29 protein-coding genes are annotated in these 24,843 nt (G+C 54.5%); 8 read left to right on the forward strand and 21 right to left on the reverse strand.

What is annotated here, in order from left to right:
* Window positions 1–18 precede the first annotated feature (18 nt).
* Window positions 19–1,755 (forward strand): pyruvate dehydrogenase complex dihydrolipoamide acetyltransferase, encoded by a 1,737-nt coding sequence (locus tag CLV58_RS15890; RefSeq protein ID WP_106138818.1) that lies wholly within the window; start codon window positions 19–21, stop codon window positions 1,753–1,755.
* A gap of 184 nt (window positions 1,756–1,939) precedes the next feature.
* On the opposite strand, the gene trxA is transcribed toward CLV58_RS15890, so the two are convergent.
* Together trxA and CLV58_RS15900 are read right to left on the reverse strand one after the other, a co-directional pair.
* The gene (gene trxA / locus CLV58_RS15895; protein WP_106138819.1) at window positions 1,940–2,269 is read right to left on the reverse strand and encodes a thioredoxin; all 330 of its coding nucleotides are present in this window, start codon (window positions 2,267–2,269) and stop codon (window positions 1,940–1,942) included.
* Window positions 2,270–2,368: 99 nt separating this feature from the next.
* The gene (locus CLV58_RS15900) at window positions 2,369–3,238 is read right to left on the reverse strand and encodes a sterol desaturase family protein (protein WP_106138820.1); all 870 of its coding nucleotides are present in this window, start codon (window positions 3,236–3,238) and stop codon (window positions 2,369–2,371) included.
* 304 nt (window positions 3,239–3,542) lie between these two features.
* On the opposite strand from CLV58_RS15900, the gene CLV58_RS15905 reads away from it, so the two are divergent.
* Window positions 3,543–4,061, forward strand: a complete 519-nt coding sequence (locus CLV58_RS15905) for an acyl-CoA thioesterase (RefSeq protein ID WP_106138821.1) — start codon at window positions 3,543–3,545, stop codon at window positions 4,059–4,061.
* Window positions 4,062–4,170: 109 nt separating this feature from the next.
* Here the strand turns inward: CLV58_RS15905 and CLV58_RS15910 are convergent, their stop codons facing one another.
* From CLV58_RS15910 to CLV58_RS15930, 5 genes are all read right to left on the reverse strand, one after another.
* Window positions 4,171–4,656 (reverse strand): nuclear transport factor 2 family protein, encoded by a 486-nt coding sequence (locus tag CLV58_RS15910; RefSeq protein WP_106138822.1) that lies wholly within the window; start codon window positions 4,654–4,656, stop codon window positions 4,171–4,173.
* A gap of 45 nt (window positions 4,657–4,701) precedes the next feature.
* Entirely contained in the window at window positions 4,702–6,009 is a 1,308-nt protein-coding gene (locus CLV58_RS15915; protein ID WP_106138823.1) for a serine hydrolase domain-containing protein, read from the reverse strand.
* Between the two features lie 37 nt (window positions 6,010–6,046).
* Entirely contained in the window at window positions 6,047–6,538 is a 492-nt protein-coding gene (locus CLV58_RS15920; RefSeq protein ID WP_106138824.1) for a hypothetical protein, read from the reverse strand.
* Window positions 6,539–6,651: 113 nt separating this feature from the next.
* Window positions 6,652–8,679, reverse strand: coding sequence for a sensor histidine kinase (locus tag CLV58_RS15925; RefSeq protein WP_106138825.1), 2,028 nt, complete (start codon window positions 8,677–8,679; stop codon window positions 6,652–6,654).
* 79 nt (window positions 8,680–8,758) lie between these two features.
* Window positions 8,759–9,448 (reverse strand): LytR/AlgR family response regulator transcription factor, encoded by a 690-nt coding sequence (locus CLV58_RS15930; RefSeq protein WP_245882348.1) that lies wholly within the window; start codon window positions 9,446–9,448, stop codon window positions 8,759–8,761.
* 189 nt (window positions 9,449–9,637) lie between these two features.
* Between CLV58_RS15930 and CLV58_RS15935 the strand changes: the two genes are divergently transcribed.
* The 6 genes from CLV58_RS15935 to CLV58_RS15960 are packed head-to-tail and all read left to right on the forward strand — an operon-like array spanning window position 9,638 to window position 14,522.
* Complete coding sequence (locus tag CLV58_RS15935) at window positions 9,638–10,486, forward strand: hypothetical protein (RefSeq protein ID WP_106138827.1); 849 nt, start codon at window positions 9,638–9,640, stop codon at window positions 10,484–10,486.
* Window positions 10,487–10,511: 25 nt separating this feature from the next.
* Complete coding sequence (locus CLV58_RS15940; protein ID WP_106138828.1) at window positions 10,512–11,120, forward strand: cupin domain-containing protein; 609 nt, start codon at window positions 10,512–10,514, stop codon at window positions 11,118–11,120.
* Between the two features lie 15 nt (window positions 11,121–11,135).
* The gene (locus CLV58_RS15945) at window positions 11,136–11,747 is read left to right on the forward strand and encodes a hypothetical protein (protein ID WP_106138829.1); all 612 of its coding nucleotides are present in this window, start codon (window positions 11,136–11,138) and stop codon (window positions 11,745–11,747) included.
* On the forward strand, window positions 11,744–12,292 hold the full coding sequence (locus CLV58_RS15950) for a hypothetical protein (RefSeq protein WP_106138830.1): 549 nt from the start codon (window positions 11,744–11,746) through the stop codon (window positions 12,290–12,292). The genes CLV58_RS15945 and CLV58_RS15950 overlap by 4 nt, the downstream gene beginning before the upstream one ends.
* A gap of 2 nt (window positions 12,293–12,294) precedes the next feature.
* Window positions 12,295–12,987: a hypothetical protein gene (locus tag CLV58_RS15955; protein ID WP_106138831.1), complete on the forward strand. Its 693-nt coding sequence runs from the start codon at window positions 12,295–12,297 to the stop codon at window positions 12,985–12,987.
* Between the two features lie 2 nt (window positions 12,988–12,989).
* Window positions 12,990–14,522, forward strand: coding sequence for an IPT/TIG domain-containing protein (locus CLV58_RS15960; protein ID WP_106138832.1), 1,533 nt, complete (start codon window positions 12,990–12,992; stop codon window positions 14,520–14,522).
* Window positions 14,523–14,644: 122 nt separating this feature from the next.
* Here the strand turns inward: CLV58_RS15960 and CLV58_RS15965 are convergent, their stop codons facing one another.
* The 14 genes from CLV58_RS15965 to CLV58_RS16025 form a co-directional block, all read right to left on the reverse strand.
* Window positions 14,645–15,346, reverse strand: a complete 702-nt coding sequence (locus CLV58_RS15965) for a class I SAM-dependent methyltransferase (RefSeq protein WP_245882349.1) — start codon at window positions 15,344–15,346, stop codon at window positions 14,645–14,647.
* A gap of 23 nt (window positions 15,347–15,369) precedes the next feature.
* The gene (locus tag CLV58_RS15970; protein WP_106138834.1) at window positions 15,370–16,572 is read right to left on the reverse strand and encodes a glycosyltransferase family 87 protein; all 1,203 of its coding nucleotides are present in this window, start codon (window positions 16,570–16,572) and stop codon (window positions 15,370–15,372) included.
* A gap of 133 nt (window positions 16,573–16,705) precedes the next feature.
* The gene (locus CLV58_RS15975) at window positions 16,706–17,368 is read right to left on the reverse strand and encodes a Uma2 family endonuclease (RefSeq protein WP_106138835.1); all 663 of its coding nucleotides are present in this window, start codon (window positions 17,366–17,368) and stop codon (window positions 16,706–16,708) included.
* A 39-nt stretch (window positions 17,369–17,407) separates the two neighbouring features.
* Complete coding sequence (locus tag CLV58_RS15980; RefSeq protein WP_106138836.1) at window positions 17,408–18,661, reverse strand: sulfate adenylyltransferase subunit 1; 1,254 nt, start codon at window positions 18,659–18,661, stop codon at window positions 17,408–17,410.
* Window positions 18,662–18,904, reverse strand: coding sequence for a HepT-like ribonuclease domain-containing protein (locus tag CLV58_RS29185; protein ID WP_106138837.1), 243 nt, complete (start codon window positions 18,902–18,904; stop codon window positions 18,662–18,664).
* Entirely contained in the window at window positions 18,856–19,092 is a 237-nt protein-coding gene (locus tag CLV58_RS15990; protein WP_106138838.1) for a hypothetical protein, read from the reverse strand. Before CLV58_RS15990 ends, CLV58_RS29185 begins: the two co-directional genes overlap by 49 nt.
* The gene (locus tag CLV58_RS15995) at window positions 19,076–19,366 is read right to left on the reverse strand and encodes a nucleotidyltransferase family protein (protein WP_106138839.1); all 291 of its coding nucleotides are present in this window, start codon (window positions 19,364–19,366) and stop codon (window positions 19,076–19,078) included. Before CLV58_RS15995 ends, CLV58_RS15990 begins: the two co-directional genes overlap by 17 nt.
* Window positions 19,367–19,384: 18 nt before the next feature.
* On the reverse strand, window positions 19,385–20,281 hold the full coding sequence (cysD, locus tag CLV58_RS16000) for a sulfate adenylyltransferase subunit CysD (RefSeq protein WP_106138840.1): 897 nt from the start codon (window positions 20,279–20,281) through the stop codon (window positions 19,385–19,387).
* 17 nt (window positions 20,282–20,298) lie between these two features.
* Complete coding sequence (locus CLV58_RS28050) at window positions 20,299–20,889, reverse strand: hypothetical protein (RefSeq protein ID WP_146141449.1); 591 nt, start codon at window positions 20,887–20,889, stop codon at window positions 20,299–20,301.
* The gene (locus CLV58_RS16005) at window positions 20,886–21,620 is read right to left on the reverse strand and encodes a phosphoadenylyl-sulfate reductase (protein WP_106138841.1); all 735 of its coding nucleotides are present in this window, start codon (window positions 21,618–21,620) and stop codon (window positions 20,886–20,888) included. The genes CLV58_RS28050 and CLV58_RS16005 overlap by 4 nt, the downstream gene beginning before the upstream one ends.
* Window positions 21,621–21,629: 9 nt before the next feature.
* On the reverse strand, window positions 21,630–22,724 hold the full coding sequence (locus tag CLV58_RS16010) for a Gfo/Idh/MocA family protein (RefSeq protein WP_106138842.1): 1,095 nt from the start codon (window positions 22,722–22,724) through the stop codon (window positions 21,630–21,632).
* Window positions 22,721–23,179 (reverse strand): PIN domain-containing protein, encoded by a 459-nt coding sequence (locus CLV58_RS16015; RefSeq protein ID WP_106138843.1) that lies wholly within the window; start codon window positions 23,177–23,179, stop codon window positions 22,721–22,723. The genes CLV58_RS16010 and CLV58_RS16015 overlap by 4 nt, the downstream gene beginning before the upstream one ends.
* Window positions 23,176–23,523: a UPF0175 family protein gene (locus tag CLV58_RS16020; protein WP_106138844.1), complete on the reverse strand. Its 348-nt coding sequence runs from the start codon at window positions 23,521–23,523 to the stop codon at window positions 23,176–23,178. The genes CLV58_RS16015 and CLV58_RS16020 overlap by 4 nt, the downstream gene beginning before the upstream one ends.
* 27 nt (window positions 23,524–23,550) lie before the next feature.
* The gene (locus CLV58_RS16025) at window positions 23,551–24,777 is read right to left on the reverse strand and encodes a trans-sulfuration enzyme family protein (RefSeq protein ID WP_106138845.1); all 1,227 of its coding nucleotides are present in this window, start codon (window positions 24,775–24,777) and stop codon (window positions 23,551–23,553) included.
* Between the last annotated feature and the right edge of the window lie 66 nt (window positions 24,778–24,843).

Consider the following 24,843-nt stretch of genomic DNA (forward strand, 5'->3'; position numbering starts at 1 on the left):
GACGTATACATAGCTGCTATGGCTGAATTGATTCGAATGCCCAAGATGAGCGACACCATGACCGAAGGCGTCATTGCGGAGTGGCACAAAAAAGTGGGCGACAAAGTAAAATCCGGCGACGTACTGGCCGAGGTAGAAACCGACAAAGCAACGATGGATCTGGAGTCGTACGAAGAAGGTACGCTGCTCTACATCGGTGTCGAAAAAGGAGCGTCGGTACCGGTCGATGGCGTCCTGGCCGTAATCGGTGCAGACGGTGAAGATTACCAGTCACTGCTCGATGGTGGCAGTCAGGAGTCAGCCGCGCCGAAAAGCGAACCCAAACCGGAAGCCGCCCCCGAAGGCGTCAGCAAAGACGAGGTCAACACGAAAATGCAGGACGACAAGGCGGTATCGGCCGGTCCGGCGGAAGACGTGAACGCGTCGGTCATTCGGATGCCGAAAATGAGCGATACGATGACCGAAGGAACCATCGTGGCCTGGCACAAAAAAGAAGGCGACACGGTTAAATCGGGCGACGTACTGGCTGAGGTCGAGACGGACAAAGCCACGATGGACCTCGAAGCCTACGAAGAAGGTACGCTGTTGTATGTCGGTGTAAAAGAAGGCTCTTCGGTAGCCGTCGACGATATTATCGCGGTGATCGGCGAAAAAGGAGCCAACTTCAAAGTCCTGATCGACGGTGCCAACGGCGGTGGGGCGTCAAACGGACAGCAGGCGGCAACGGGTGAAGGCGGTAGCAGCACCGCCGAGCAAAACCCACAGGCCGATGTTCCGGCCAATGCCGATACCGACCTGTCGTACGGCGGTGGTACGGGCGATGAAGTGGAGTCGACGGGTCGTGTGAAAGCGTCTCCGCTGGCCAAGCGCATTGCTGAAGAGAAAGGTATCAAGCTGGATCAGGTAAAAGGCAGTGGCCCCGAAGGTCGCATCGTGAAGAGCGATGTCGAATCGTTCGTTCCTGGTAAAGCCGCACCGGCACCAGCCGCACCAAAGCCCGCTGCTGTGCCACAACCCGCTCAGCAGGCAGCCCCTGCACCGGCACCCGCTGCTCAGCCGGCAGTACCGGCTACGGGCGACTTCACCGATACACCGGTTAGTCAGATGCGCAAAACAATTGCGCGTCGCCTGAGCGAAAGCCTGTTCACGGCTCCGCACTTCTACCTGACCATGGAAATCAACATGGACCAGGCGATGGCACTCCGTGGTACCGTCAACGGTGTCAGCCCGGTTAAAATCTCGTTCAACGATTTCGTCATCAAAGCGGCTGCTGTTGCCTTGAAGCAGCACCCAACGGTCAACTCGTCGTGGCTGGGCGACAAGATTCGCAAATACAACTACGTCAATATCGGTGTAGCGGTCGCTGTCGATGAAGGGCTGTTGGTTCCGGTCGTGCGCAACGCCGATCAGAAAACGCTGTCGACCATTGCGGGCGAAGTAAAAGACATGGCCGGTAAGGCGAAAGATAAGAAGCTGCAACCCAAAGACTGGGAAGGCAGTACGTTCTCGATTTCGAACCTCGGTATGTTCGGCATCGACGAGTTTACGGCGATCATCAACCCACCCGATTCGTGCATCCTGGCCGTCGGCGCGATCAAAACAGCGGTGAAATTCGAAGACGGGGTGGCAAAACCAACCAACGTCATGAAAGTAACGCTCTCCTGCGACCACCGCGTAGTCGACGGCGCCAGCGGAGCCGCCTTCCTGCAAACGTTCAAGGAATTGCTGGAAAACCCGATGCGTATGCTAGTGTAGTTGTCGGTTCACGGTATTCAGTTTACGGTTGGTTGCCCGTCGAACGTGTTGACGTCGTTGCTAACCGTAAACTGCCAATAAAGAGAAAGGGCGTCAACGCAGGTTGACGCCCTTTCTCTTTATTGCTTCTGGCTTTCATAACAGCTAATCGTGCGCTGTAAACCGAAAACCGTAAACGTCTACCTTACATAGCCGCCTGCAGCTTTTGCTCCAGCACGTTTTTGGGAACAGCACCAACTACCTTCTCTACCATCTGTCCGTTCTTGAATACCATCAGGGTAGGGATGCTGCGGATGCCGAACTGCGCCGGAATGCGGGCATTCTGATCGACGTCCATTTTAGCCACTACGGCTTTGCCTTCATACTCGCCGGCGAGCTGCTCGACAACGGGTCCGATCATTTTACAGGGTCCGCACCATTCGGCCCAGAAATCGACCAGTACCGGCTTATCCGAATTGATCAGCTCATCAAAATTTGCATCAGTTGCCTCTACGGCGTGTGAACCTGCTGCCATGGGTGAAATCAGTTTATCGTGTTTGACTTGTTTCTCCCAGATAAACCGGATTATAGTTGTTTAGTTCCGAAGAGTTACCCGCCCACACACTTCCTGATTTTACGCACCAACTGCTTTTTTTGCCTCGGCTGACTCACCAACCGGGGGGCGATACGGCTGGAACGGAATACGGAGCAGGTTACCCAACTGCGCATGTTCATGCACTTCAGGATGAGTATCGATACCGTAATGAATATCGCGCCCGTCCATCGCATGGTATGTACCAAACAGCCGATCCCAGTACGGGAAGATGTTGCCGTAGTTTGTATTGGTCACGGGCAGGACGTAGTGGTGATGGACATGGTGCATGTTGGGGGTAACGACGAACAGTCCCAGCAGTTTGTCGGCCCAGCGCGGCAGGTTGATGTTGGCGTGGTTGAACTGCGAGAGTACAACCGACAGCGCCTGGTATAGAAAAACCAGCCACATCGGAGCGCCCACCAGCAGCACCGCGATCAGTGTAAAGCCGAACCGGATGACACTTTCGCCGGGATGATGTCGATTCGCCGTGGTTGTGTCGACGTACGTGTCGGTATGGTGAATCAGGTGAAAGCGCCAGAGAAAGGTGATTTTGTGCTCTGCCCAGTGTGGAAGCCAGGCACCCACCAGATCGAGTACCAGCAGCCCCATGAGCGCTTCGGCCCAGCGCGGCAACTGTATCCACTGAAGCAGCCCAACGCCGTGCTGCACGGTCCAGTCACTTGTTCGAAGTAGAAGAAAGGCCAGCACGAAGTTAACGATAACCGTTGTCAGCGTAAAGAAGATGTTGATACCCGCATGGTGCCATTTACGATAGCCGGGCTCGGTCTGTTCAAATCGAAACAGTGGTACCGCGCTTTCGATGAGCCAGAAGATCGTGATGCCGCCCACCAGCAGCAGGCTCCGGTGGGCTGATGGAATATGCTCGAAGTAATTCACCAGCCGTTCCATATATTTTGTTTTATTTTTTATTGATATAAAACAAATATAAGAATTTTAGCCATGTGTTTCAGACCTGTCCGCCGGCGCGGGTCTACGTTTGTTGGTTGCGATAGCGACCAAAAAGGTTGCCGCCTTGAACTGTTGGTCTGACGGCCACCAGACCGGGACCGGGCCGCGCCACGGTGGCCGCCGGAGCGGGTCTAGGCTATACAGCTACACAAAATTTGGCCGTTTGGTGGCTACGTCGTTGGTTTGCAGATTCGACAGCGTTGACATCCCGTCAATCCTGTAATCCTGTCGAAAATTTTGTCAGATGCCTCAACCAAAATTTGCCCGCGAGTCTGTCACGGTAATGACCGAGATGGTACTGCCCAACGATACCAATACGCTCGGTAACCTGATGGGCGGTCGGCTGCTGTACTATATGGACATTGCGGCTGCCATTGCTGCGCAAAAACATTCCAACCGTATCGTCGTAACGGCGTCGGTCGACAACGTCTCGTTTGCGGAAGCTGTCCGGCTGGGTAATATCGTGACGCTGAAAGCGCAGGTAACCCGCTCGTTCAGTTCATCGATGGAAGTCTATATCGAAGTGTGGGCGGAGGATATTCCGGCTGGAGTTCGGGTCAGTACAAACAGTGCGTTTTACACCTTCGTCGCGGTCGATCAGACGGGCCGGCCAATCGAAGTGCCCGGAGTTGTTCCGGAAACTGATGAAGAAAAAGATCGCTACGACAGCGCGCTACGCCGACGTCAGCTCCGCCTTGTGCTGGCCGGTCGTATGAAGCCACAGGACGCTACCGAACTGCGCGAGTTTTTGCAAGTGAGCTAACGATTTACGGTTTTCAGTATACAGTTTTCGGTGCAATACACGTAGCATGTAGGGTGCCTATATAGCTTGCGTCAGCCACCGAAAACCGTGTACCGAAAACCGTATACCGTCAATTCGCCAGCTTCACCGACTGCCAGGTGACCAGTTGCCACTGGTTGCCTTTCCTGACGTACGCGTCGGTGTAGCGCAGGCGTGTGTTGATCGTTTCGCCGTTGTTCATCGCTTTGATCAGGCAGACGCCGTTGATGATAGCCGTATTACCGTAGAGCCGCACGGTTAGCTCCTGCACGTCAATAGCATCGTACTTGGATTTACCGTCGCGGATCGACTGAATGTATGACGTTTTTGTGTCGGTGGCACCGCTGGAATGGGTGTAGTGCAGGTCGTCGGCCAGAAGTTTGTCGAGCGCTGCGTAGTCTTTGCTGACCTGCGCGGCAAAGCGTTGCCGTTCGACATCCGCAACGACTTTTTCTTTGGCAGACATTGCGGTCGTTGTGGCAGCAACCGCCGATGCCGACGTAGATGGTGACACGGCCGTTTGGGCGTACAGGTGCGTAGAACAGGCCAGCAGAGAAAGGGCAAGTAGTGTTCTCATGGTAGTGAATGGAGTCTGTTGGGGAAAGTAGCTAGGCGCGGACTTCTACCGAGCCTGCAACTGCGTGACGGCCTGATAGACCAGGACTTTGAACTTGTCGGACAAATCGCTGTAGGAGTTTGGCGACTTCTGCGTGTAGATCAGCCCGATGATCCCTTCTTTCGGATCGACCCAGTACGTCGTGCCGAAATAGCCACCCCATTCGTACGTACCTTCCGATACCGGTAGTTGAGCCGAACCGCGTTCGGTCGTGATGCCGAAACCCAGCCCGAATTTATTGGTACCCAGGTTCAGATCACCGATTTGGTTGCTTGTAATTAGCCGAACCGTCGTCGGGCTAAGGAAACGTTTGCCGTTGTACTCACCCCCGTTGAGCAGCATTTGCAGGAAAGCCGCATAATCGGCCAGGGTCGAACTCAGCCCAGCCCCCCCCGAAAAGTAAGTGCCAGCCGCCTTCGGGTAGTCGGGCGAGAGGCCGAAGCGAACCGTTTGTTTACGGATGGTCTTGGTAGAATCTTCCGTGTACAGCGTTGCCAGTCGGTTCTGCCGGTTTTTGGGCAGGTAAAAATAGGTGTCGTTCATACCCAGCGGATCGAGTAGGCGGGTGCGCAAAAACTGGTCGAGTGGCTGACCCGACAGGACTTCGATCAGATAGCCTACTACGTCGGTACTGAGGCTATAGCTCCATTTCTCACCGGGATTGGTCATAAGCGGTAGTTTCGCCAGCCGGTTGATAGCGTCGCCCAGATTTCCGTCGGGCGTACCGATGCCGCTCGGAATGCGGTTTTTGGCGTAGATGGCAACGGCTTCTTTCGTACCAATCGTCGCATAACTGAGTCCTGACGTGTGGGTCAGCAACTGCCGGATGGTGATTTCACGCTTGGCCGGTACGGTGGTGTAGGTCGTGTCGGCCATGTTTAGCTTATCGAGCACGACCGGATTTTTGAAGGCTGGGATGTACTTACTGACCGGATCGTCGAGCAGAAACTTGCCTTCTTCAAACAGGAGCATCAGGCCAATGCTGGTAATGGCTTTGGTCTGTGAAGCAATGCGGAAGATGGCGTCTCGCTTGAGGGGCGTTTTGGCGTCGATATCATCCTGACCGTATGCCTGATGATATACGATTTTGCCATTACGTGCTATCAGTACACCGACGCCCGCCTGCCGACCTTTGCTGATGTAATCGTTGATAACGGCGTCCATTCGATGAAGGCGCTCCGTGCTCATGCCGACGGATTCGGGGGATGCATCCTGAAGCGTCGATGGATTGGTGCGGGCTGAACGGGTAGCCGTCTGGGCCGATGCCGACCAAAAAAAACCGGCCATCAGGCCGGTCAGGAGAATAACTTTCATGCCGGGGTCTATCATTTACAAACCGGCGCTAATCTACTTATTTCTTGGTGCCCGTGATGCTAAGTCGGCGCGATATCGTAACGCCACTTTGCAGAGTTTCGGCGGTAGTATTGAGTGCAAAGTCATTTGTGACAAATTGACCACTAGCTTTATAATCAGCAGTATATGTTTTGTTGTCAAATGAAATCGACTCGGTCTGTTTATCAATAATTGTGAAATTGGCTCCATTTAACTCCGCTGTCAGCGTTTGTTTTACCGCAGAATTATACGTGATGTCCAAATACAACTGATTGGCGACCTGTGATTTTGTAATGACTGCGCTGATTGTTCCGGCTTCGCGGCTACTTTCCAAACTGTTATTGATAAGCGTCGATGCCTGATAGCCGCCATTGTACGTACCGATGTATTGGTCGCGTGGGTCAACGTCGTCGGCAGAGCCGGACGTTCGACAACTGGTGGCGAGGGTAATCAGGGCCAGTAAAGCAAAAAGTAGCGGCCGGGCGGATAAGCGGAGTGAAACTGAAATCATGGGATGTTGGAATGACGATTCATTATGTCCTCGTCAGACAAAAAACGCCAGCGTGGGTTTAGTCAGTATGTCGATCGACGTAAAGATTGATGTCTTGTCAAGGTTTAGGCGGTTTAAGCAGCACCAATGTCAAGGCGAAATTCGGTGCCAGTAGCTGAGCCAGACTGAACATCGATTCGGCAGTTAATCGACCGGGCCAGATCGCGGATGAGGTGCAGGCCCAGCCCGGTTTTGCCGCTAATGGCCGCATCGCTGGTGTAAAGCGTTTGCAACTGACTGTCTGACAGACCGGGGCCATTGTCGCGAATGATCAGCATCACCCGCCCTTTCTCCCGCCGGGCCTCCCACTGAATCCGGGCGTCGGGCTGGTTTTGCAGTGCTTTGATGGCGTTGCTGGTCAGATTCTGCATGATGGTGCGCAGATAATCTGCGTCGGTCGCGACCTGCAAATCGGTGGGTCTCTCGAAACTGAGCTGTACCTGCGTTACGCCCACGAAGAACCGTTGCAGGTAGTCGAACAGCGTCTGAACCGGTACTGCTCTAACGCTGGGTTTGAACTGCTGCATCTGGCTTTTGCTCCACAACAGCATCGACTCCATTGTATCGAGCAACCCCTCGGCAGCTTCGGTAATTTTGTGCTCGTGACGGGTCGCCAGCTCAGGGGTAAGCAGGTCGGGGCTGGTTCGTTGCAGGTGCAGAAAGTTGATCAGATTGGCGATGGGACTCCGCAAGTCGTGGCTCAGGATGGCAAAAAAACGCGCCTTCACCTGGTTGGCTTCGTCAAGTTCCTGGTTCAAATGTAACAACGTCGTGTTGGTACGCTTCCGGGTTCGGCTTTGCCGGTACAGCAACCCTCCGATAACCAGCAGCAACCCCACGCTGACCAGCAGGGCCAGTTGCTGACGTTTCTGGCCGTCGATGGTAAGCTGATTGATCTGAAGCTGTTTATCCCGCAGTTCGATTTCCCGTTTACCTTCCAGTCCGGCAATTTTATTTTTGGCATCCTGCGAGTACAGTGAATCCTGCACGGTCTGATACGCCCGGAAGTTCTCATAAGCGCCCTTGTAGTTACCCGTCATCGCCTGCAACTCCGCCAGGTTTCCCCGAAAATGTGCCTGGTCGCTAATCTCCCCTTTGTCGGCACTAAGCCGGATAGCTTCGGTCAGATATTGCTCGGCCAGTCGCAGGCGGTCGGCCCGGCGAGTCGGCTGGATCGGGCTTTTTTGCAGCGAATCACTACGTACCAGATCCAGATAGGCGACCCCAAGATTAGCGCCATTATTGACGGCCTCCGGGTGACGCGGGTTGATGTCGTTCCAGAGTTGTTTGGCCTTGAGCGCATAGTCGATTTTCCGGGTGTAATCCGTTTGCATCGCCACCGACAGATTTCCGTAGGTTCTTGCCAGTCCGTCTTTATTGGCCACCTGCCGATGCATCGCCAGCGCCCGTAATCCGTACTGCCGTGCCTGCGTCCAGTTTTCCATCTGGGTGTAGAGGGCGGCCATACTGGTCAGGGATGCGGCCAGTTCGCGCCGGGCGTTGATGTCGGGATTGCGCTGGCGTTGCCGGAGGGCCAGCGCCCGTTGCCCAAACTGAAGGGCTTTGGGGAAGTTCTGCTGAATGCGATAGATTTCCGAAATGTTATCCAGGCACAGGCCAATCAGGTAGTTGTCGCCCGTGGCTTCGGCGTAGTTCAGTCCTTCAAAATAGTAGCGCGTAGCCGCCGAGTAATTCGACCGGATGTTCTGTTCGGCCACACCCAGGTTATTGACCGTACCCGCCAGATTCCAGGTGTCGTTTAGCGGTTTGTAAATCGCGACGGCTTTCAGCAGGTGATACCGGCACGAATCATAGTTGCCTTTTTCGCTGTAGGCCCGCCCGATGTAGGTGTTGAACACACCGATCCCTCTGGGCCAGTTCATGCGGGTAGTATGCTGCAAGCCCAACCGGCTGTAATACAGTGCCTGATCGACGCTGAGAAAAAAGGATTCGTCGGTAATCACCCGATACAGTCGGCCTTTCACCGTGTCGTTGGCCGCCCGGGGCAGTTCGGCCACCAGCGAATCGATCAGCGCACGGCCCTGCTTCTGGGCGTGGGCGGGTATCGAAAACAAAAGGAGAAAGAGTAAAGCACGAGTCATTTTTTTCGACAGGATTTACGGGATTGACAGGATTAACAGCCGGGTCACCAGGCGGATATAACCGAATAAAAAAATCATGTCAATCATGTAAATCCTGTCGAAAAACAGACCGGTAGCTCCGGCCGACCGGCAACGTAAACTGGCGAACGTGAACCTGTTGGGCGTCGATCCGGTCGATGTAGTGCCGCTGTACGGCGTAGCTCCGGTGGATGCGCAGAAACGACTGAAATGGCTCATTCTGCAACAGATTCCCGATGGACGACAGCACCGTGTACGGCTGGGTCGTCGTCACAATCCGCGTATAGTCTTTCAACCCTTCCAAGTAGATCACCTCGTGCAGATTGAGTTTGATCTGCCGGTGGCCGTCCTTGATAAAAATCGTATCGGCTCCCAGACTCAGGTCGAATAGCTGGGCTTTTCGTTTCAGCTCGAAAAATTGTTCAACCCGGCTCACGGTGTGTCTGAACCGGTCGGCCCGGATGGGTTTCAGCAGGTAGTCGAGCGCATCGACCGCAAAACTATCGGCGGCATAATCGGGGTAGGCCGTGATGAACACACAAACTGGCACCTGCATCAGTTGCGCCCGCAGTTCCAGCCCGCTCAGGCCCGGCATATCCACGTCGAGCAGCAGCACATCGACGGCCCGATGCTGCAGGCTGGCCAGCGCGTCGGTAGGCGACTCGAACATTCCCACAACGTCGAGCGTCGGATACTGTCGGGCGTGGGCCAGTGCCGTCAGCCGATCAATTTCATTGTCATCGACAATCATACAGGAAAACGGGGGGTGCTGCATGGCCGGGCGGTGGTTTACCCAAATGTAAGCGCTTCTCTAACAACAAGTCAACCACTCGCCCAAGGCAATGAGCCATTGGTCGATTTAAACCGTCGTTGGTCGATTCAGTGTTGCGAAAACCTGTCCGCCGGGGCAGTTTCGTCCCATCAACGCCGACAGTATACTATGAAAAAGCTGCTGTTTCTGCTCTTGCTGGCCGGTTGTTCGCCTGGCGTGGATTCGCCCGACAACCCACAACCTGACCCCGGCACTACTAATCTTGGCAACGGCCAACCGGGCGTAGTGGGGCTGGACGGTATCGACGCCTGGGATAAACTGGCTTCGTCCGAAAAAGAACGTATTAAAAGCTGGAACACGCTGTTTCTGCACCAATCGGTTGGGCAGGATCTGGAGGAAGGTGCCAAAGCCAATGGCATTACGTTCGACTATTTTGGCTCGAAAGACGTAGTAGACAAAGGCTCCCAGGGCAAGGGGCTGCGGGGTGGAATTTTTGTCGATGTCGGCGGCATTTCCAACGGCAATCCCGCCGACAAAATGCGGGTATTCAAAGAAGCCGCGCTCCGGAGCAAAACCACCCTCAGGATTGCCATTTTCAAATTTGGCTATGCCGATATTCTGGACGCCAACCGCGACGGGGTCAAAACAGCCTACAAAACCTTTGTCGATGAACTCCGGCAGCAGATTCCGGGGCTGCGGTTCGTCCACGTAACGCCCCCGCTCGTGTACGCCACCACCGCCGACGAAGGCAACGCGGCCAAAGCCAGCGTGGGGCAGTGGATGCGCGATACGTTCAAAAACACCGACGTCATTTTCGACCTGCAGTCCCTCGAAACCAACAACGGAGCCTGTCAGCAGAATACCGTACCGCGCATTTGTCCCGACAACCGGGCCAGCATCACCGACCCGTCGGAAGTGAATGGCGTAGACAGCGACGGGCAGGGCCATCTGGGCAAAAAAGCGGCCCAGCGGATCAGCAAAGCCTTTTTATACGCCATTTATCAGGCGGGAAAATAACCTACAAACGCAACAATCAGGAACTATGGAACGTCGCGATTTTTTAGTCACCTCCGCCCTGCCGGGCCTGCTGTTGGGCATAAACCCAACCACCGCCGAAGCCACCAGCTTCGATCCGCTGAAGCCTTTCTACCTGCCCCCGATGCCCCCGCTGGAACCGGGTCCGCGCGGGCTGAACATCCGGACCCGCGTTCGGCAGAGCCAGACCAACGGCCAATTTTCCTGCGTGGAATTTGCCCTGGCCGCCAAAAAAATGGGACCGGCCCCGCACCTTCACAAGGCACTCGATGAACTGATGTACGTCGTGGAAGGCACCATTACGGTACTGGTTGACCAAACGGAATACCAGGTACAGGCGGGCGGCTGGCACCTGCGGCCCCGGGGCATCGTGCATACCTTCTGGAACGCCACCGACAGGCCCGCCGTCGGGATCGACTGCTATTTTCAGCAACCGTTCGAGGACTACCTGGAAGCTTCCACCTACACCATTCCCGAATACGCCCGGACCCACGGCCTGTCGATGGACGCGCCCGACATTCAGGCCAAATATAAAGCCCTGCACCAGCAGTTCGGCATGGTTGGCTTTCCCGAAAAACGACAACCGATAATCGACAAATATGGCTTGATTGCGTAAAAAACTGCTTTTACGATGGCAAGCCGTACCCGAATTCTCCTGTTCGTTGTCGTTCTGATCACCCTGAGCTGGGGGGTGTATGAGTGCAAGTATTACTACAGCTACTACGCCGATCTGAAGGACCGCCCGTGGGCCTACAGCCGCGACGAAAACACGCCCCTGCTGGTGGGAACGTGGCAGGGCGAATTCCGCGATCCCGACAACGTAGCCAAAACGATCCGACTCACGATTGAGCCGCCCGTTTCGGACGAAGAACGGTCCCGGAAAGCGGCCCGCCGAACCCGCAAACGAAGCAGTTTTTCTCGGACCGACAAGAAATGGTTCGGCGGAGAGGCTACCGTCACCAGTGTTCGGGGTAAGGAAGAATACAGCCTCAGCGGCCACGTCAGGACCGACGACGGGCACCAGCTCGGGCCGGTTCGGTTCTCGACCGACGACGGTATCGGCCCAGTCCGCAGCAATTTTAATCTGCACTCCGCCAGCGAAGGTGGTACGTGGCAGGACGACGAGTTGACGCTCACGATTGGCTTTACCTATACCACCAAAACGGGGTCGAGCCACTGGAGCAGCGCCGACCCCCGCTACGACAAAAAAGCAACGATTCATTTCTCGCGCATCAAACCATGAAAAAGCTATTGACTTTTAGTCTGTTACTGACCGTTCTGCTGGGCAATTCGGGCGCGGGTTGTAGCGGCTCAAAAAGCGACGATCCGCAACCCGATCAATTCATCAGCCTGATTGGTCGGTGGGAACTGACCGAGGGCGAGGTCTACGTCCAGGATGCCGGGCAACCGCAACGCATGATCGGAAAATCGGGGCCGGGGCTGGCGTATATTTTTTATACCGACGGCTCCTACGACGGCTGCGTACTGCCCGGCTCCGAATGGGACAATACCAGCCAGTTGGGGCAGTCAGGAAGCTGGAACTGCACATCCAACAAGCCCGGCCGGTGGGCGCTGAAGGTGACCAAACTCGACGGAAAAACCATCGACGACGGCACGCTGACCCTCACCGCCCCGACGCTGCCCAGCCCGTTCGTGCTGGAAAAACTGTTTGTCGGCACGGCTTCCGGCGGCTCCGCCAACGTGACGGTGCTGGTGGGTGATACGCCCGTAAAAACCGATGCCAGCGGACGAACCTCCTGGGCTACGTATCATTTCGTCAAAAAATAGCCATGACACCCCTGCTCCTGCGTTCGCTGCTGCCGGTATTCGTGCTGCTCATCGGGCTGTCCTGTTCCCGACCAGAACCCGTCCCCGCCGACCCCATCGCCAATACGCAGTGGTACGGTACGTTTTCGTACAATGGCGAAACCCTGCTGCGGGTATTCACCATCCAGTTCGGCAAGGACAACGCGTTTGTGTGGCAGGATCTGAGCGGTTCATATTCGGGCCGTTGGACCCGTACCGACAACGACGTAACGATTTCGTTTACTGTCAACAACATTCAGACCCGTTTTCAGCTTGTCGGGACGAATCAGCTCACGAATCCCAAAAACCTGAACCATACTACCTGGACGGTTAAACAACTGGCCCGCATCGAGTCCGAAGCCACTCTGAAAATCGGAACTGTGCTGCCGAAAACCAACTGGGCGGGCAGCCTGCTGCTGGCCTTCGATGCCGACAACCCCAACACCCTCGTGTTCCGGCCCGGCGCAGTAACGTACTACAATGGGCGGGGCGATTACACCACGACGGGGCCGGTTCTGCAAGTGAAAAATGCCCACTGGAACGCTACGTATTCCGTCCTGTTCTTCGGCGTGTTCATCAACGAAAAAACCCTGATCGGCAACTTTCAGCAGAAATCACTATCCGACCAGACTGGTCCCTACAAGCCCCTGCCCCTCGAAGAATTTACCCGGAAATAATCATGAAAACCCACTGGCTTATCCTTCTACTCGGTCTCGTCTGGGCCTGCAAAAAGCAGGAAACACCCAATCCCTTCGGAATCGAACGGTTCGACCCCGTGCAGGGCGTCGCTGGTACGACCGTTACGATCCAGGGAACGGGTTTCTCGACCGACGTTACCAAGAACAGCGTAAAATTCGGGGGGAGTTCTTCCGCCACGGTTACGTCGGCCAACCCGACGCAACTGGTCGTCACCGTGCCGGGCACCGCCAGAACGGGCCGGATCACCGTGGAAGCCGACGGCCAGACGGTGACCTCCGCCACGGATTTTACGGTACCGACCGGCCCCGGCCTGACCAGCTTCAGCCCCGAACAGGGCGAAGAAGGGGATGCCGTTACGCTCAAAGGCTACAACTTTACCAGCACGCTGACCGTGAAATTCAACGGAGTGGCCGTTCAGCGAACCAACCTCGTCCAGATCGGGACGTCGGAGTTGCGGGTTGTAGTGCCGGACGGAGCCACTACGGGTAAAATTACCCTTGAAGACGCCAGCGGTCAGACCGCTTCGTCGAAGGAGTTTACGGTTATCGTTCCCCTGTCGGGCAAAGCGACCGTTAGCAAACTAGCGGCCCTGCCGGCCTACGCCAGTGCCGGAGCCGACGGGGTTCGGCTGGCGTTGGGCAACGGCTCTGCGGGAATCGGGAACAATCTGTTTATCACCGGCCCCGGTCAGAAAACCGTTTACCGGATGGACCTCGTCACCCTGGCCGTGGCCCCCTTCCAGACCATCGCCAACGCCCCCGTGAGCATTGCCGTTGCGGGCGACCAGCTGGTGTTCGGCGATACCGACGACGGCTATTACTACACGTGTCGGTTCGACAGGCTCTCCAGATCGACCACGGCCAATGACCAGGCGCGGTCTTTCTCGCTGAAACCATCGGGCCCACTGTACCGGGAGTTCAATTTGATCGGTACCAACAGTGAGAACGAGCTCATCGGCATCAACAGCAGCACGGCCGGTGGAAATACCGCGTCCAGTTTTACGGCGACGATTGTTAATTCCCAGCTTAAGGGATCGCCCCAGCGGGCCAACGCCCATCTGGCCACCAACGGCAAAAGTGTGTTCGTTTTCTGCAATCAGACGCTCTGGAGACTCCAGGCCGACAAAACCCTGAAACGAGTGGCCGGATCGCCCGGTCAGGCGGGTTACGTGGATGGGCCGGCCGATGCCGCGCGTTTTCAGGATGGCGGCTACGCCCGGGGCAATGCCATCACGGTCGATCAGAACGACAACGTGTACGTCGCCGACTACGGCTCCGGGTGCATTCGCCGGGTGGATGCTTCGGGTACCGTAACGACCGTTGCCGGGAATCAGAAACTGGCTAATTCGACGGGTAGCACCAAGCCGGGACGCAGCCATCGCATGGCATTCCGGTTCGATCAGTTCGACCTGGCCATTGATCCGAATACGGGCGTGCTGTACGTGATCGCCAACAACAACGAGTCCGGTACTACGCTTCGGTTCGCCCTCTATAAAGTTATTTTCGATGCTTAATCCGCTCTACATTGTGACGGCCTGCGGTAATATCACAGACGTTACCGCCGAATTGACATAAGCCATGCCTTGCATACCCGACAATTGATATTCGTTTCTAGTCGGCGGGGGGCTGCGTGTTCCTAAAACTGAATCAGCAGGCTCTGCCGTTCCTGCTGCATGGTGATCGGTTCGTCGATAAAACGGGCGTTCAGCTTCAGGCGTTTGCACATCGCCAGCCACTCATTTTTTGGAATCACCAGAAAGCCGTTTTCCTGCCGCACCTTGTAGTAACTCGAAAAGCGCAGCCGGAACAGCAGGTTCAACATCGACAGAAGCTTGCCTTGGCGTAACGACCGACCCAGAATGCTTAGCACATCGCCAAGAACGCCTTCTTCCACAATCAGGTCACAGACCAGTGCTTTCGCCCCCGGTGCTGCCAGCGCTTTGATATTGGCCAGCAGTTTTTCTACCTCGGCCGCGTCGCGGTAATACTGCACCACGCTCATTACGATAATCAGATCGAACTGTTTACCGGCAACAACGTCGAAATTCAGGTAGTCGTCGGCGGGGATGTCGTGGAAAAATACGTTGGCATGGGCCGCATGTTTAGCGCGGGCAATCTCATTGTACCGCTGCGAAATATCGAGGCCGTGTAGTTCGCCGACGCGGTCGTGCCAGGCATCTTCGAGATTGGCCGGACCGGAGCCGATGTCGAGTACACGCAGCGTCTTGTTCAGCGGAGCATAGCGCTCAACCCGGTCCAGGAAGTACGCGTAATTGGCCGACATTGAGTTGTCGAACTCATTTTCTTTTTGCCAGAAATCAAGCCAGGTGGAGGGCATTATCGGTGTACAGTTTTCGGTTTCTAGTTTACGGCGGTCGATGTTCCGAGAGTACCGCCGTGGCCTGGTTGTAAATGGACCGATTGATCGGTCACGGTGGGGGGCGCGGGCAGTAGCATTAGCCAGACAATGCGGAACCAGATCAGTACGCAGGGCAGGGCTTTTAGCGCGTAGGGCAGCACGAAGGTCTTGCGCAGGTAAGGGGGGAAAATATCAGTCGGCGATAGAACGGTCAGCACGAAGCAACTGATAAGCAGTACCCGGTCGAGTGTCGTACGTGGACTGACTACCCACCAGCAAACAACGCCGGTTATGGCCGTGATATAGGTTGGCGACTCGGCTACCGGATTGAATATGACCTGAAAAATCAGCACCGACGCCAGCATCAGTATCCGGTAGGTGTACTCCCGATAGCGACTAGTCCGAAGGTAAGTCGTGCAGAAAATAACCACGCCGACACCGATGATAGCCGCCGTAGGAACCGTCGGCGAGATCGACAGGTGAATCAGGCGGTGAATGGACGTGTTCGCCCAGATGTCGCCGTCTGACTTAATCATCAGCTGCGTTACCCATAGCTCATACTGATGGTACAATTCGGCTGGCGTAGCGAAGAGCAGCGGGAGGACAGCTAGTACAATGGTCCACAGCACCATCGACGCCAGGAACTTCAGTTTTTGCGGGTACAGAATAAACAGACCGGCCGCTACGAGACTGTATATCTTTACGTTGAAGCCCAGCATGATAAAAAAGGCGGCCCAGAACGGCTGCTTTTTCTCGAAGCTCAAAAACGCAAACACCGACAGGGCGGCAATCATCGGATTGGTCTGACTGTTGACGAGTGAGGTAAACAGTTCCTGCACGCCAAACCAGTACGCAAATACTTTCTGCTGATGGGTAAGCGGCAGCTTGTAGATGGCGTATACCCACACACCCGTAAACAGGAAATGCCAGAGAAACAGCCCGACTGAATAGGGAAGGGCGAAAATGGGGGAGAACAGAGCCGCGAAGGTCGGCGCGTAATGGTAATGGTCGGAGTACTGCTGAGGATATTCGGCGTACAGGCTCTGATTGTTGATGAGGTGTTCCAGCGAATAGTAGAAAATGCTGTAATTGTTCGAGCCCTCCCAGAAAACGATGCGAACACTGGCGAACAGGGTCAGCACAAAATATACGGCGAAAATAAACCGGAAATCGCTGAACAGCGGCTTTTTAAAGAAGTCGATCATGCAGACTAAACGAGTCGGTGGGCGGTATTAAACCAACCTGACAATCGACAAAGATAAGGAGAAAGCGTCGGTAAGTGGGACCACAAAAAAGGACCGGCCGTAGACCAGTCCTTTTTGTTCCGTTATCGGTTAGTTACGCAGTAAGCAACGCACGCAAGGCGGTCACATTGGCTCCCGCATCGAATACTGCTTTGACCGGTATGGTAAAGCCGGTGATCACCTGACTGCTGACGGACTGACCAACTCGGAACAGACCCGTTGCGGCATATTCGCTCGTGTCCGCATCGATAGTAAACGTTTCGATCGTCTCGCGAAGGGGATCAACGAGCCAGTACTCCGTTACATTATGAGCGGCATAATCTTCAAACTTTACCCCCCGATCGTTCTGTTGTGTACTCTTCGATAGGACCTCGATAATCAGGTCGGGAGCGGGGTAATAGAGTTGATCCGGTTCGATAATAGCGGCTTTCTCATTGGCAAAGAAGACGATGTCCGGTTCATAACTGTTACGAGACAATTCAATAAGTGCTTTTTCAACGCGAACCATACCCATGCCTCTATCGTCAACAAAAGCATTTAGCAACATACCCAACCGTAGAACAGCAGCATTATGCCGTTCTAAAGCTGGCGAATGAACGACGACTTCGCCGTTGATAAACTCGGCTTTCATGTCGTCGTCCATCCACTCGTAAAAGGCTTGTCGGCGTTTGTGTTCGTCGTTCAGTATAGCCTGCACCTGCCGGATAATTTGCGGGGCCTTCGGCGACTCTAGTAACTGGGCTGCTAATTCGGTCATTGTCTGGTGTGTTTTTCCAAATATACCGAAAAAAGTGGGTTAGGCTTCGCCGATCAGCATCAGCGCGCCAACGGTTACGTTGCTGGTTTCGTCGATCAGGATAGCGCCCCCGGTTGCCCGGTTCTGCTGATACGAGTCGAAGCTGATGGGCTGGGCCGTCCGCAGGACGATCTTCGCCATGTCGTTCAGTTTCAGACTGTCGACGTCTTCCGTTTCTTCGTAGGTGTTGACGTTCAACTGGTACGCGATCTCCCGCACAGAGCAGCGCGTCCGGGCGGTACCCACCTGCAAAACGTATTTGTTACCGACTTTAAACTCTTTGGTGTCCATCCAGCACAGCATGGCTTCAACTGTCTGACTACTCGTCGGCAGGGCGTCGGACCGGACGATCAAATCGCCCCGGCTGATGTCGACATCGCTCGACAGGTGCAGCACGACCGATTGTGGCGCTTCGGCCATATCGAGGTGATTGCCAGCAATTTCGATAGCGTCGATGGTCGAGGTTTCGCCGGACGGAAACACCGTGATCGTATCGCCTTTGTGGAACGTACCGCTGGTAATCTTACCCGCGTAGCCCCGGTAGTCGTGCAACTCGGCGGTTTGCGGACGAATGACATACTGCACCGGAAAACGGCCCGGTAGCTGAACGCCAAAATCGTTGCTCAGCTCGACAGTCTCCAGATGCTCCAGCAGCGTCGAGCCGTCGTACCACGGCATAGCGCCCGACCGGTCGACTACGTTATCGCCATTTAACGCCGACATTGGAATGTACGTCACCTGCTCAACGTTCAACTTCTTCGCCAGGTCGGCATACTGAATGCATATGTCCGAGAACACATCCTGCGAGTAATCGACCAGATCCATTTTGTTCACCGCCACGACGATGTGCGGAATACCGAGCAGGCTGGCGATGAGCGAATGACGGCGGGTCTGTTCAACGACGCCGTGTCGGGCATCGACCAGCACGATGGCCAGCTGGCAGTTCGACGCACCGGTTACCATGTTGCGAGTATACTGAATATGCCCCGGAGCATCGACGATGATAAACTTGCGTTTGGGCGTCTGGAAATACCGGTACGCTACGTCGATGGTGATGCCCTGTTCGCGCTCCGAACGAAGGCCGTCGGTTAGCAGGGCGAGGTCGATTTCGCCGTCGTCGCGGCTTTTGCTGGCCCGCTCGATGGCTTCGAGTTGATCGACCAGAATTGATTTTGAATCGTAAAGCAGCCGCCCGATGAGCGTGCTCTTGCCGTCGTCAACCGAGCCGGCGGTTATGAAGCGAAGTAAATCCATTTACTGAATGTCAGAAAAATTGATGTGTCGATAGTAATTACTTTCTTTCGACAGTGTATAATCTGCTGTTGCAAACAGGCCGCTTGTCAAGCCGTCTCGAATGAGTTGCTCAAGCTGCTGTTTAAAGGTGGGCAAGCTGAAGCGGATGGTTTTGAACACAACCAACTTGTCGATGCCGACGTAGTCATGCGCGATCAGGTTACGGAGCCCTTTGATGTCGATCCAAGGAATGGACGGGTCGATTCACCAAGCCGGTTTACCTGCTCACCGATGTGCAACAACTGCAACAAGCAGGCATTAAAATCCTTTTGATCGTTCGCGTCGAAAAAGGCAAAAGGATCTTCATATCCGTTGGCATAAATCGTTATTTTGCCAATAGCTTCCAGAATACGCAGGCAATAAACGAGATCCGTTTTAGGCGCGGGTTGCATACCGAATATCGTTCAGAGCGCGGTTTAGAATTATTGGTTCCGCGTAGGCCCGCAACATCACATCCACCGAATAACGTAAATCGTTCTGGAGTTTTTCGCGCAGCGCAATCAACTGCTGATAGGGAATTGGCTCGTCAATCAAGAGGTCAATGTCCCGAAACGATTCGCCACGTGCGAACGAGCCGAACACGCCAATCTGAGATAAACCAAACTGGTCGAATACCTGCTGATCACGCAGATACTGTTCAAATGAGCCAAAATCGGTTACGAGCATTGCGTCAGCTGTTATTGCTTAAAAATACCCCCCTTTTTTGCGGTCTTCCATAGCGGCTTCGGAGAGCTGATCGTCCATGCGGGTTTCACCCCGTTCGGAGATGCGCGTTGCCTGAATCTCGTCGATGACAGCGTCGAGCGTAGCGGCTTCCGAGGGCGATGCGGCCGTACAGGAAATGTCGCCGACGGTGCGAAACCGAACCTGACGGGTGACGATCTGATCATCGGCTTCGGGTTTGATGACGCCCCCGGCCGTTGCCATCAGCTTGCCATCGCGCACGATCAGCTCCCGCTCATGGGCAAAGTAGATACTGGGCAGGTCGATCTTCTCGCGTCGGATGTAATTCCAGACGTCGAGTTCGGTCCAGTTCGAAATGGGAAACACGCGCACGTTTTCGCCCTTGTGAATCCGGCCGTTGTACAGATTCCAGAGCTCCGGTCGCTGCCGCTTGGGGTCCCATGAACCGAACTCGTCGCGCACGGAGAAGACCCGCTCTTTAGCCCGTGCTTTTTCCTCGTCGCGCCGGGCACCACCGATACAGGCGTCGAACTCAAACTCTTCGATCGTGTCGAGCAACGTGAAGGTTTGTAGCCCGTTGCGCGTGGCATTGCGGCCGGTCGGTTCTTTCAGCTTCTTCGTGCGGATGGTATCTTCGACATAACGCACGATGAGTTTTTCGCCGATGCAGTTCGCCAGATCGTCGCGGAAGTCGAGGGCCTCCTGAAAGTTATGGCCCGTGTCGATATGCACGAGCGGGAACGGGAATTTACCGGGCCGAAAGGCTTTCAGCGCTAAGTGGACGAGCGTAATCGAGTCTTTACCGCCCGAAAACAGCAGGGCGGGGCGCTCAAACTGTCCAGCCACCTCCCGCATGATGTGAATCGCTTCCGATTCAAGTTGATCCAAGTAGTCCATATAGTTATTTGAGATGTCTAATTGAAAAATTTGTAGACATCAGGGTTTGTAAGTAAACTCGATAAGACACCTGATAATACATCACTGCCAAAACTGCCGAGTTTGTCTTTGAGACTACTCTTTTTGTCTTCGAGATCACTCTTTGATTTTATGATAGAGTCGATCTCGTTAAACTGCTTACCAGTCAGTTCTTCTCGCAATGAGCTGATTACTACGTTAAGATTAACCGTCTGCGATTGGTTGACGTGTATGTTTATACCGTTATGACCAGAAGAAGAATTTTGAGATGGAAGGCCAAGAACTGTGAGTTCTCTGACAAATGCAGTTAGAAGTTTACGAGATTGATCAATGCAGTGAACTAAATTGTCTTGAGGTACATACATCGGAGGTTCGTATGAGTCAAACCTTGAACGTGAGCCTAATCGAATTGGTGGTGTGCTGTGCCAATATTTGATCTCTTCTAGCTGCTTAACTTGTGAACTACTTTCCCCAAAAGATCGACGTAAGATATTAGCACTCGACTGCTGCCATATTTTAAAATCACTCCCATTCTTGATAGTAGAGATTTCTTCTATTTGGCTATTCAGTATTGATATATAGTCGGTCATGCTTTAAATGATTCTTCATGACTATGAAGGCCGCATTCCTTTTTTGAGTTGTCTTCCCACCACCAGCGACCGGCGCGGAAGTCTTCGCCCGGCTGAATGGCGCGGGTGCAGGGCTGGCAGCCGATGCTGACGAAACCCCGGTCGTGCAGGGGGTTATAGGGCACGTGGTTAACGTTGACGTATTCCTTCACCTCATCGAACGTCCAGTTCATCAGCGGGTGAAACTTGAACAGATCGTGGGCGTCGTCGCGTTCAACCTGTGTCATCGTCTGCCGATTGGGCGACTGCTCGGCGCGGATACCCGTAATCCAGATTTTCTGCCCCGACAAAGCCCGGTTCAACGGTTCGACTTTGCGGATGCCGCAGCACTCTTTCCGGTTTTCGACCGAATCGTAGAAGCTATACGGCCCTTTCTCGGTCATCAGCTGTTCTTCGGCGGCCCGTTCCGGGAAGAACGTTTCGATTTTAGCTGCATACCGGTCGTTGGTCTTTTTCCAGACTGAATACGTTTCGGCAAACATCCGGCCCGTGTCCAGTGTAAAGATGCGGATGGGAATGTCGTTGGCCAGAATCATGTCGGTGATAACCTGATCTTCGTACCCCAGACTGGTCGAAAAGACAATCTGACCGGGGTATAATTCGGCCAGCCGACGCAGCGCATCGACTTCCGACAAGCCCGCCAGTTGCTCGGTCAGGCTCTCCCGCGTGTGGTTGGTTGGTTCTACTAGCATAACAAAGACTCAATTTAATTGAACAACCTTTCCTGTTTTGGCTGATTGACGGGCTGCGTCGAGGATCTCCACGACAATCAGGTTGTTTTCCAGCGACGTCAGCTCGTCGGGTTTGGTTTCGCCCCGTAATAGTTTCGCCAGATATGTAAAGGGATTCGTGGCCGGCGCGTCCGACGCGGTAGCCTGCAACTCGTGCTCAGCTTTTTCGTTGGGCAACCGCTCCCGCATCCGCGTCGCATCGATCGTTGTTACGTAACCCGTCCGGCCATAAACGGCCATGTCTTTGCGGCTGAACGGCCAGTTCCACGACGCCTGAATAATCGTTTGCGTCTTCGGATAAGTCAGCACAATCGTTGCTTCGTCGTCCACCTTCGGATAGATGTCGGGCTTGATCTGCTGCGTGACGGCCATCACCGTGGTGGGCCGCTGATTATGCAGCAACCAGGTAGACAGATTCGCGCCATAACATCCAAAGTCGAACAGGGCACCGGCCCCATTGGCAACCGGGTCGGTCAGCCACGCCAGAAACTCCGGGTCGACATTGATTTCTTTCGGACCCTCGTGACCATCGTGCACGACGATCTTACGAATGTCGCCAATGGCTTTGTCACGGTTCGCGATGGCGTAGGCTTTGTGATTGCTGCCGTACCAGGTCGTTTCGTAGTTTGTCAGCAACTGTGTATTGTGCTTCCGCGCCAGTGCCGCCATTGCTTTTGCGTCGGCGTACGTCGTCGTCAGGGGTTTTTCAACCATGACATGAATACCGGCCGGCGCACAAACCTCGACCGTTTTGCGGTGGTCGACAATCCGGCCGTAGTCGGTAACCGCTTCGGGCTTCGTTTTGGCGACCATCTCCGCTACCGTTGGATACACCATACTCATCGGATACCCGTACCGTTTGGCGAATCGCTCGGCCAGTTCGCGGTTGGGTTCTGCAATACCCACGACCTCGATCTCCCCCGACTTGCCGATCGTGCTCAGAATCTGATGCACATGCGAATGTACCAGTCCGGCCACGCCCACCCGCAGCGGCTTCTTCTGCGCGAAACCTTGGGTGAGGGTAAGTAATAGGAATATGATCAGGAGTCGATATCGGGTTGTCATGCTCCGAGGTTGTTCAAACGTATGTACGCAACGTTGACGTACTGACTATGTAGGTGGTCGAAATCTCGATCCATTGTAAGTAGCGTAGCGCCAAGTACAGAGGCTGTTGCCGAAATCCAAAGATCGTTTTTGCTCATGTTCCGGGCGGAGCCGGAAAGCGGATTGGTAGCCAAGCGTCCCTGGCTGTATGCGTCGATAATCGCGTAACGCTGAATAACAGTCTCTACGTTTATATCTGTCACAAGGAAGCGATTCAAGTAGTCGTTCAATAGCGTCGTTCGCTGTGTGCCCCAATTATTTTGCAAGGCAAGTGAGCGTAATTCTCCTACTGTCACGACTGAAATAAACGTGTCATTCTGACTGCTCAGAATATCGTACGTATCATCAATGAACTGGGCCAACGGATGCTTTCGCAGGTACGCTATGACAATGTTCGTATCCAGCACATACCTCATTTGGCGACCATGCTGATGAGTTCATCAAATGATTCCTGGATATCCATTTTATCCGCAATGTGATCAAGTTGCTGTCTGTCTACGCCAGTATAGTGTTTCACTTTTTTCATCGCTTCGATATCAAAATCTAGCTGTTTAGTGGCAAGCATATCGGCTATCTCACTACTGAAAATAGAAAACCCGTAACGACCAATCGTCTCAATAAACTCCCGTTTCGAGACTCCCGCTAAATCAGCCGCTTGCCCGTACGTGTAGATGCCGTTTTCCATGAGAAAGCCAGCGACGCGCATCCGCATATCCTGTTCATCTTCGGAATCCGGTAAATTTATTGTCAGCGTTTTCATACGATCAGCGTTAGTCTGGGGGGGTATTTACGCTACGTTTTCCTTAACCACGTCGGCCGTTACCACGGTGGCCGCTACCACGTCGGCCGATTTTTCGATGGCCTGCGTGAAGTCAGCGATGAGGTCTTCGATGGCTTCCAGGCCAACCGAAATCCGGATCAGGCCGGGCGTGATGCCGAGAGCGGCTTTCTCTTCCGGCTTCAGCTTGGCATGGGTCGTCGTGTTCGGGTTGGTAACGATGGTGCGGGAGTCGCCGAGGTTCGACGACAGCGTTGGAATCTGTAGGGCAGCGAAGAAAGCACTGACCCGCTCGAAGCCACCGTCCAGTTCAATCGTCACGATGGCGCCACCGGCGCTCATCTGCTGCTTCGCCAGCTCGTACTGTGGGTGCGAAGGCAGAAATGGGTATTTCACCAGTGCTACATCGGGATGCACGTCGAGTGCTTCGGCCAGGGCCAGGGCATTACTACAGTGCCGATCCATGCGCAGCTCCAGCGTTTCCAGGCTTTTCGACAGTACCCAGGCGTTGAAGGGCGACAGCGACGGACCCGTATGCCGGGCGAAAAACCGAATTGGCTGAATCAGCTCTTTCGAGCCCACGACAATCCCACCCAGCACGCGGCCTTGCCCATCCATGTATTTCGTTGCCGAGTGAATCGATAGATCAGCGCCGAGGTCGATGGGTAGTTGCAGGATGGGGGTAGCAAAGCAGTTGTCGACGTTCAGGATGAAGCCGTATTTGGCTTTCAGCCGGGCAAGCATTGTCAGGTCAACCAGTTCGAGGCCGGGGTTCGACGGCGTTTCTAGGTAAACCATTTTCGTTGGGTTCGCCTGAATCGCTTCTTCCCACTCCGCTTCGGTTGCCGTCGCATCGAGGTAGGTGTGCGTGATGCCCCACTTGCTCAGAATCTGGGTGATGATCTGATGCGCTGAACCGAACAGGGCCCGGCAGGCCACGATGTGATCGCCTGATTTAAGCAGAGCCGCCATGCTGGCAAACACTGCCGCCATACCCGTACCCGTCGCGATGCCGTCTTCTGCGTTCTCCAGCATACACACCTTATCGACGAACTCGGTGACGTTGGGGTTCGAAAAGCGGCTGTAGATGTTCCCGTCTTCGGTTTCGTCAAACAGGGCTTTTCCCTGTTCAGCACTCTCGAAGGCGAAACTGGACGTCAGATACAGCGGCACGGAATGTTCGCGGTTTTGCGATTTGGCCGCCTGGGTACGAATGGCTTTGGTTTGCTTTTTCATAGGAGTAGAAGAAAGAAGATAGACGTAAGAAGAAAGATGTTACAGCGAAACAAAACTCAAAGTGAG

Source organism: Spirosoma oryzae, assembly GCF_003002825.1.
GTDB classification, from domain to species: Bacteria; Bacteroidota; Bacteroidia; order Cytophagales; family Spirosomataceae; genus Spirosoma; species Spirosoma oryzae.

Excerpts from the sequence above, each read along its gene's own strand:
- CLV58_RS15890 (WP_106138818.1), top strand. The coding sequence starts at position 19 with ATGGCTGAATTGATTCGAATGCCCAAGATGAGCGACACCATGACCGAA.
- trxA (WP_106138819.1), bottom strand. The coding sequence starts at position 2,269 with ATGGCAGCAGGTTCACACGCCGTAGAGGCAACTGATGCAAATTTTGAT.
- CLV58_RS15900 (WP_106138820.1), bottom strand. The coding sequence starts at position 3,238 with ATGGAACGGCTGGTGAATTACTTCGAGCATATTCCATCAGCCCACCGG.
- CLV58_RS15905 (WP_106138821.1), top strand. The coding sequence starts at position 3,543 with ATGCCTCAACCAAAATTTGCCCGCGAGTCTGTCACGGTAATGACCGAG.
- CLV58_RS15910 (WP_106138822.1), bottom strand. The coding sequence starts at position 4,656 with ATGAGAACACTACTTGCCCTTTCTCTGCTGGCCTGTTCTACGCACCTG.
- CLV58_RS15915 (WP_106138823.1), bottom strand. The coding sequence starts at position 6,009 with ATGAAAGTTATTCTCCTGACCGGCCTGATGGCCGGTTTTTTTTGGTCG.
- CLV58_RS15920 (WP_106138824.1), bottom strand. The coding sequence starts at position 6,538 with ATGATTTCAGTTTCACTCCGCTTATCCGCCCGGCCGCTACTTTTTGCT.
- CLV58_RS15925 (WP_106138825.1), bottom strand. The coding sequence starts at position 8,679 with ATGACTCGTGCTTTACTCTTTCTCCTTTTGTTTTCGATACCCGCCCAC.
- CLV58_RS15930 (WP_245882348.1), bottom strand. The coding sequence starts at position 9,448 with ATGATTGTCGATGACAATGAAATTGATCGGCTGACGGCACTGGCCCAC.
- CLV58_RS15935 (WP_106138827.1), top strand. The coding sequence starts at position 9,638 with ATGAAAAAGCTGCTGTTTCTGCTCTTGCTGGCCGGTTGTTCGCCTGGC.
- CLV58_RS15940 (WP_106138828.1), top strand. The coding sequence starts at position 10,512 with ATGGAACGTCGCGATTTTTTAGTCACCTCCGCCCTGCCGGGCCTGCTG.
- CLV58_RS15945 (WP_106138829.1), top strand. The coding sequence starts at position 11,136 with ATGGCAAGCCGTACCCGAATTCTCCTGTTCGTTGTCGTTCTGATCACC.
- CLV58_RS15950 (WP_106138830.1), top strand. The coding sequence starts at position 11,744 with ATGAAAAAGCTATTGACTTTTAGTCTGTTACTGACCGTTCTGCTGGGC.
- CLV58_RS15955 (WP_106138831.1), top strand. The coding sequence starts at position 12,295 with ATGACACCCCTGCTCCTGCGTTCGCTGCTGCCGGTATTCGTGCTGCTC.
- CLV58_RS15960 (WP_106138832.1), top strand. The coding sequence starts at position 12,990 with ATGAAAACCCACTGGCTTATCCTTCTACTCGGTCTCGTCTGGGCCTGC.
- CLV58_RS15965 (WP_245882349.1), bottom strand. The coding sequence starts at position 15,346 with ATGCCCTCCACCTGGCTTGATTTCTGGCAAAAAGAAAATGAGTTCGAC.
- CLV58_RS15970 (WP_106138834.1), bottom strand. The coding sequence starts at position 16,572 with ATGATCGACTTCTTTAAAAAGCCGCTGTTCAGCGATTTCCGGTTTATT.
- CLV58_RS15975 (WP_106138835.1), bottom strand. The coding sequence starts at position 17,368 with ATGACCGAATTAGCAGCCCAGTTACTAGAGTCGCCGAAGGCCCCGCAA.
- CLV58_RS15980 (WP_106138836.1), bottom strand. The coding sequence starts at position 18,661 with ATGGATTTACTTCGCTTCATAACCGCCGGCTCGGTTGACGACGGCAAG.
- CLV58_RS15990 (WP_106138838.1), bottom strand. The coding sequence starts at position 19,092 with ATGCAACCCGCGCCTAAAACGGATCTCGTTTATTGCCTGCGTATTCTG.
- CLV58_RS15995 (WP_106138839.1), bottom strand. The coding sequence starts at position 19,366 with ATGCTCGTAACCGATTTTGGCTCATTTGAACAGTATCTGCGTGATCAG.
- cysD (WP_106138840.1), bottom strand. The coding sequence starts at position 20,281 with ATGGACTACTTGGATCAACTTGAATCGGAAGCGATTCACATCATGCGG.
- CLV58_RS28050 (WP_146141449.1), bottom strand. The coding sequence starts at position 20,889 with ATGACCGACTATATATCAATACTGAATAGCCAAATAGAAGAAATCTCT.
- CLV58_RS16005 (WP_106138841.1), bottom strand. The coding sequence starts at position 21,620 with ATGCTAGTAGAACCAACCAACCACACGCGGGAGAGCCTGACCGAGCAA.
- CLV58_RS16010 (WP_106138842.1), bottom strand. The coding sequence starts at position 22,724 with ATGACAACCCGATATCGACTCCTGATCATATTCCTATTACTTACCCTC.
- CLV58_RS16015 (WP_106138843.1), bottom strand. The coding sequence starts at position 23,179 with ATGAGGTATGTGCTGGATACGAACATTGTCATAGCGTACCTGCGAAAG.
- CLV58_RS16020 (WP_106138844.1), bottom strand. The coding sequence starts at position 23,523 with ATGAAAACGCTGACAATAAATTTACCGGATTCCGAAGATGAACAGGAT.
- CLV58_RS16025 (WP_106138845.1), bottom strand. The coding sequence starts at position 24,777 with ATGAAAAAGCAAACCAAAGCCATTCGTACCCAGGCGGCCAAATCGCAA.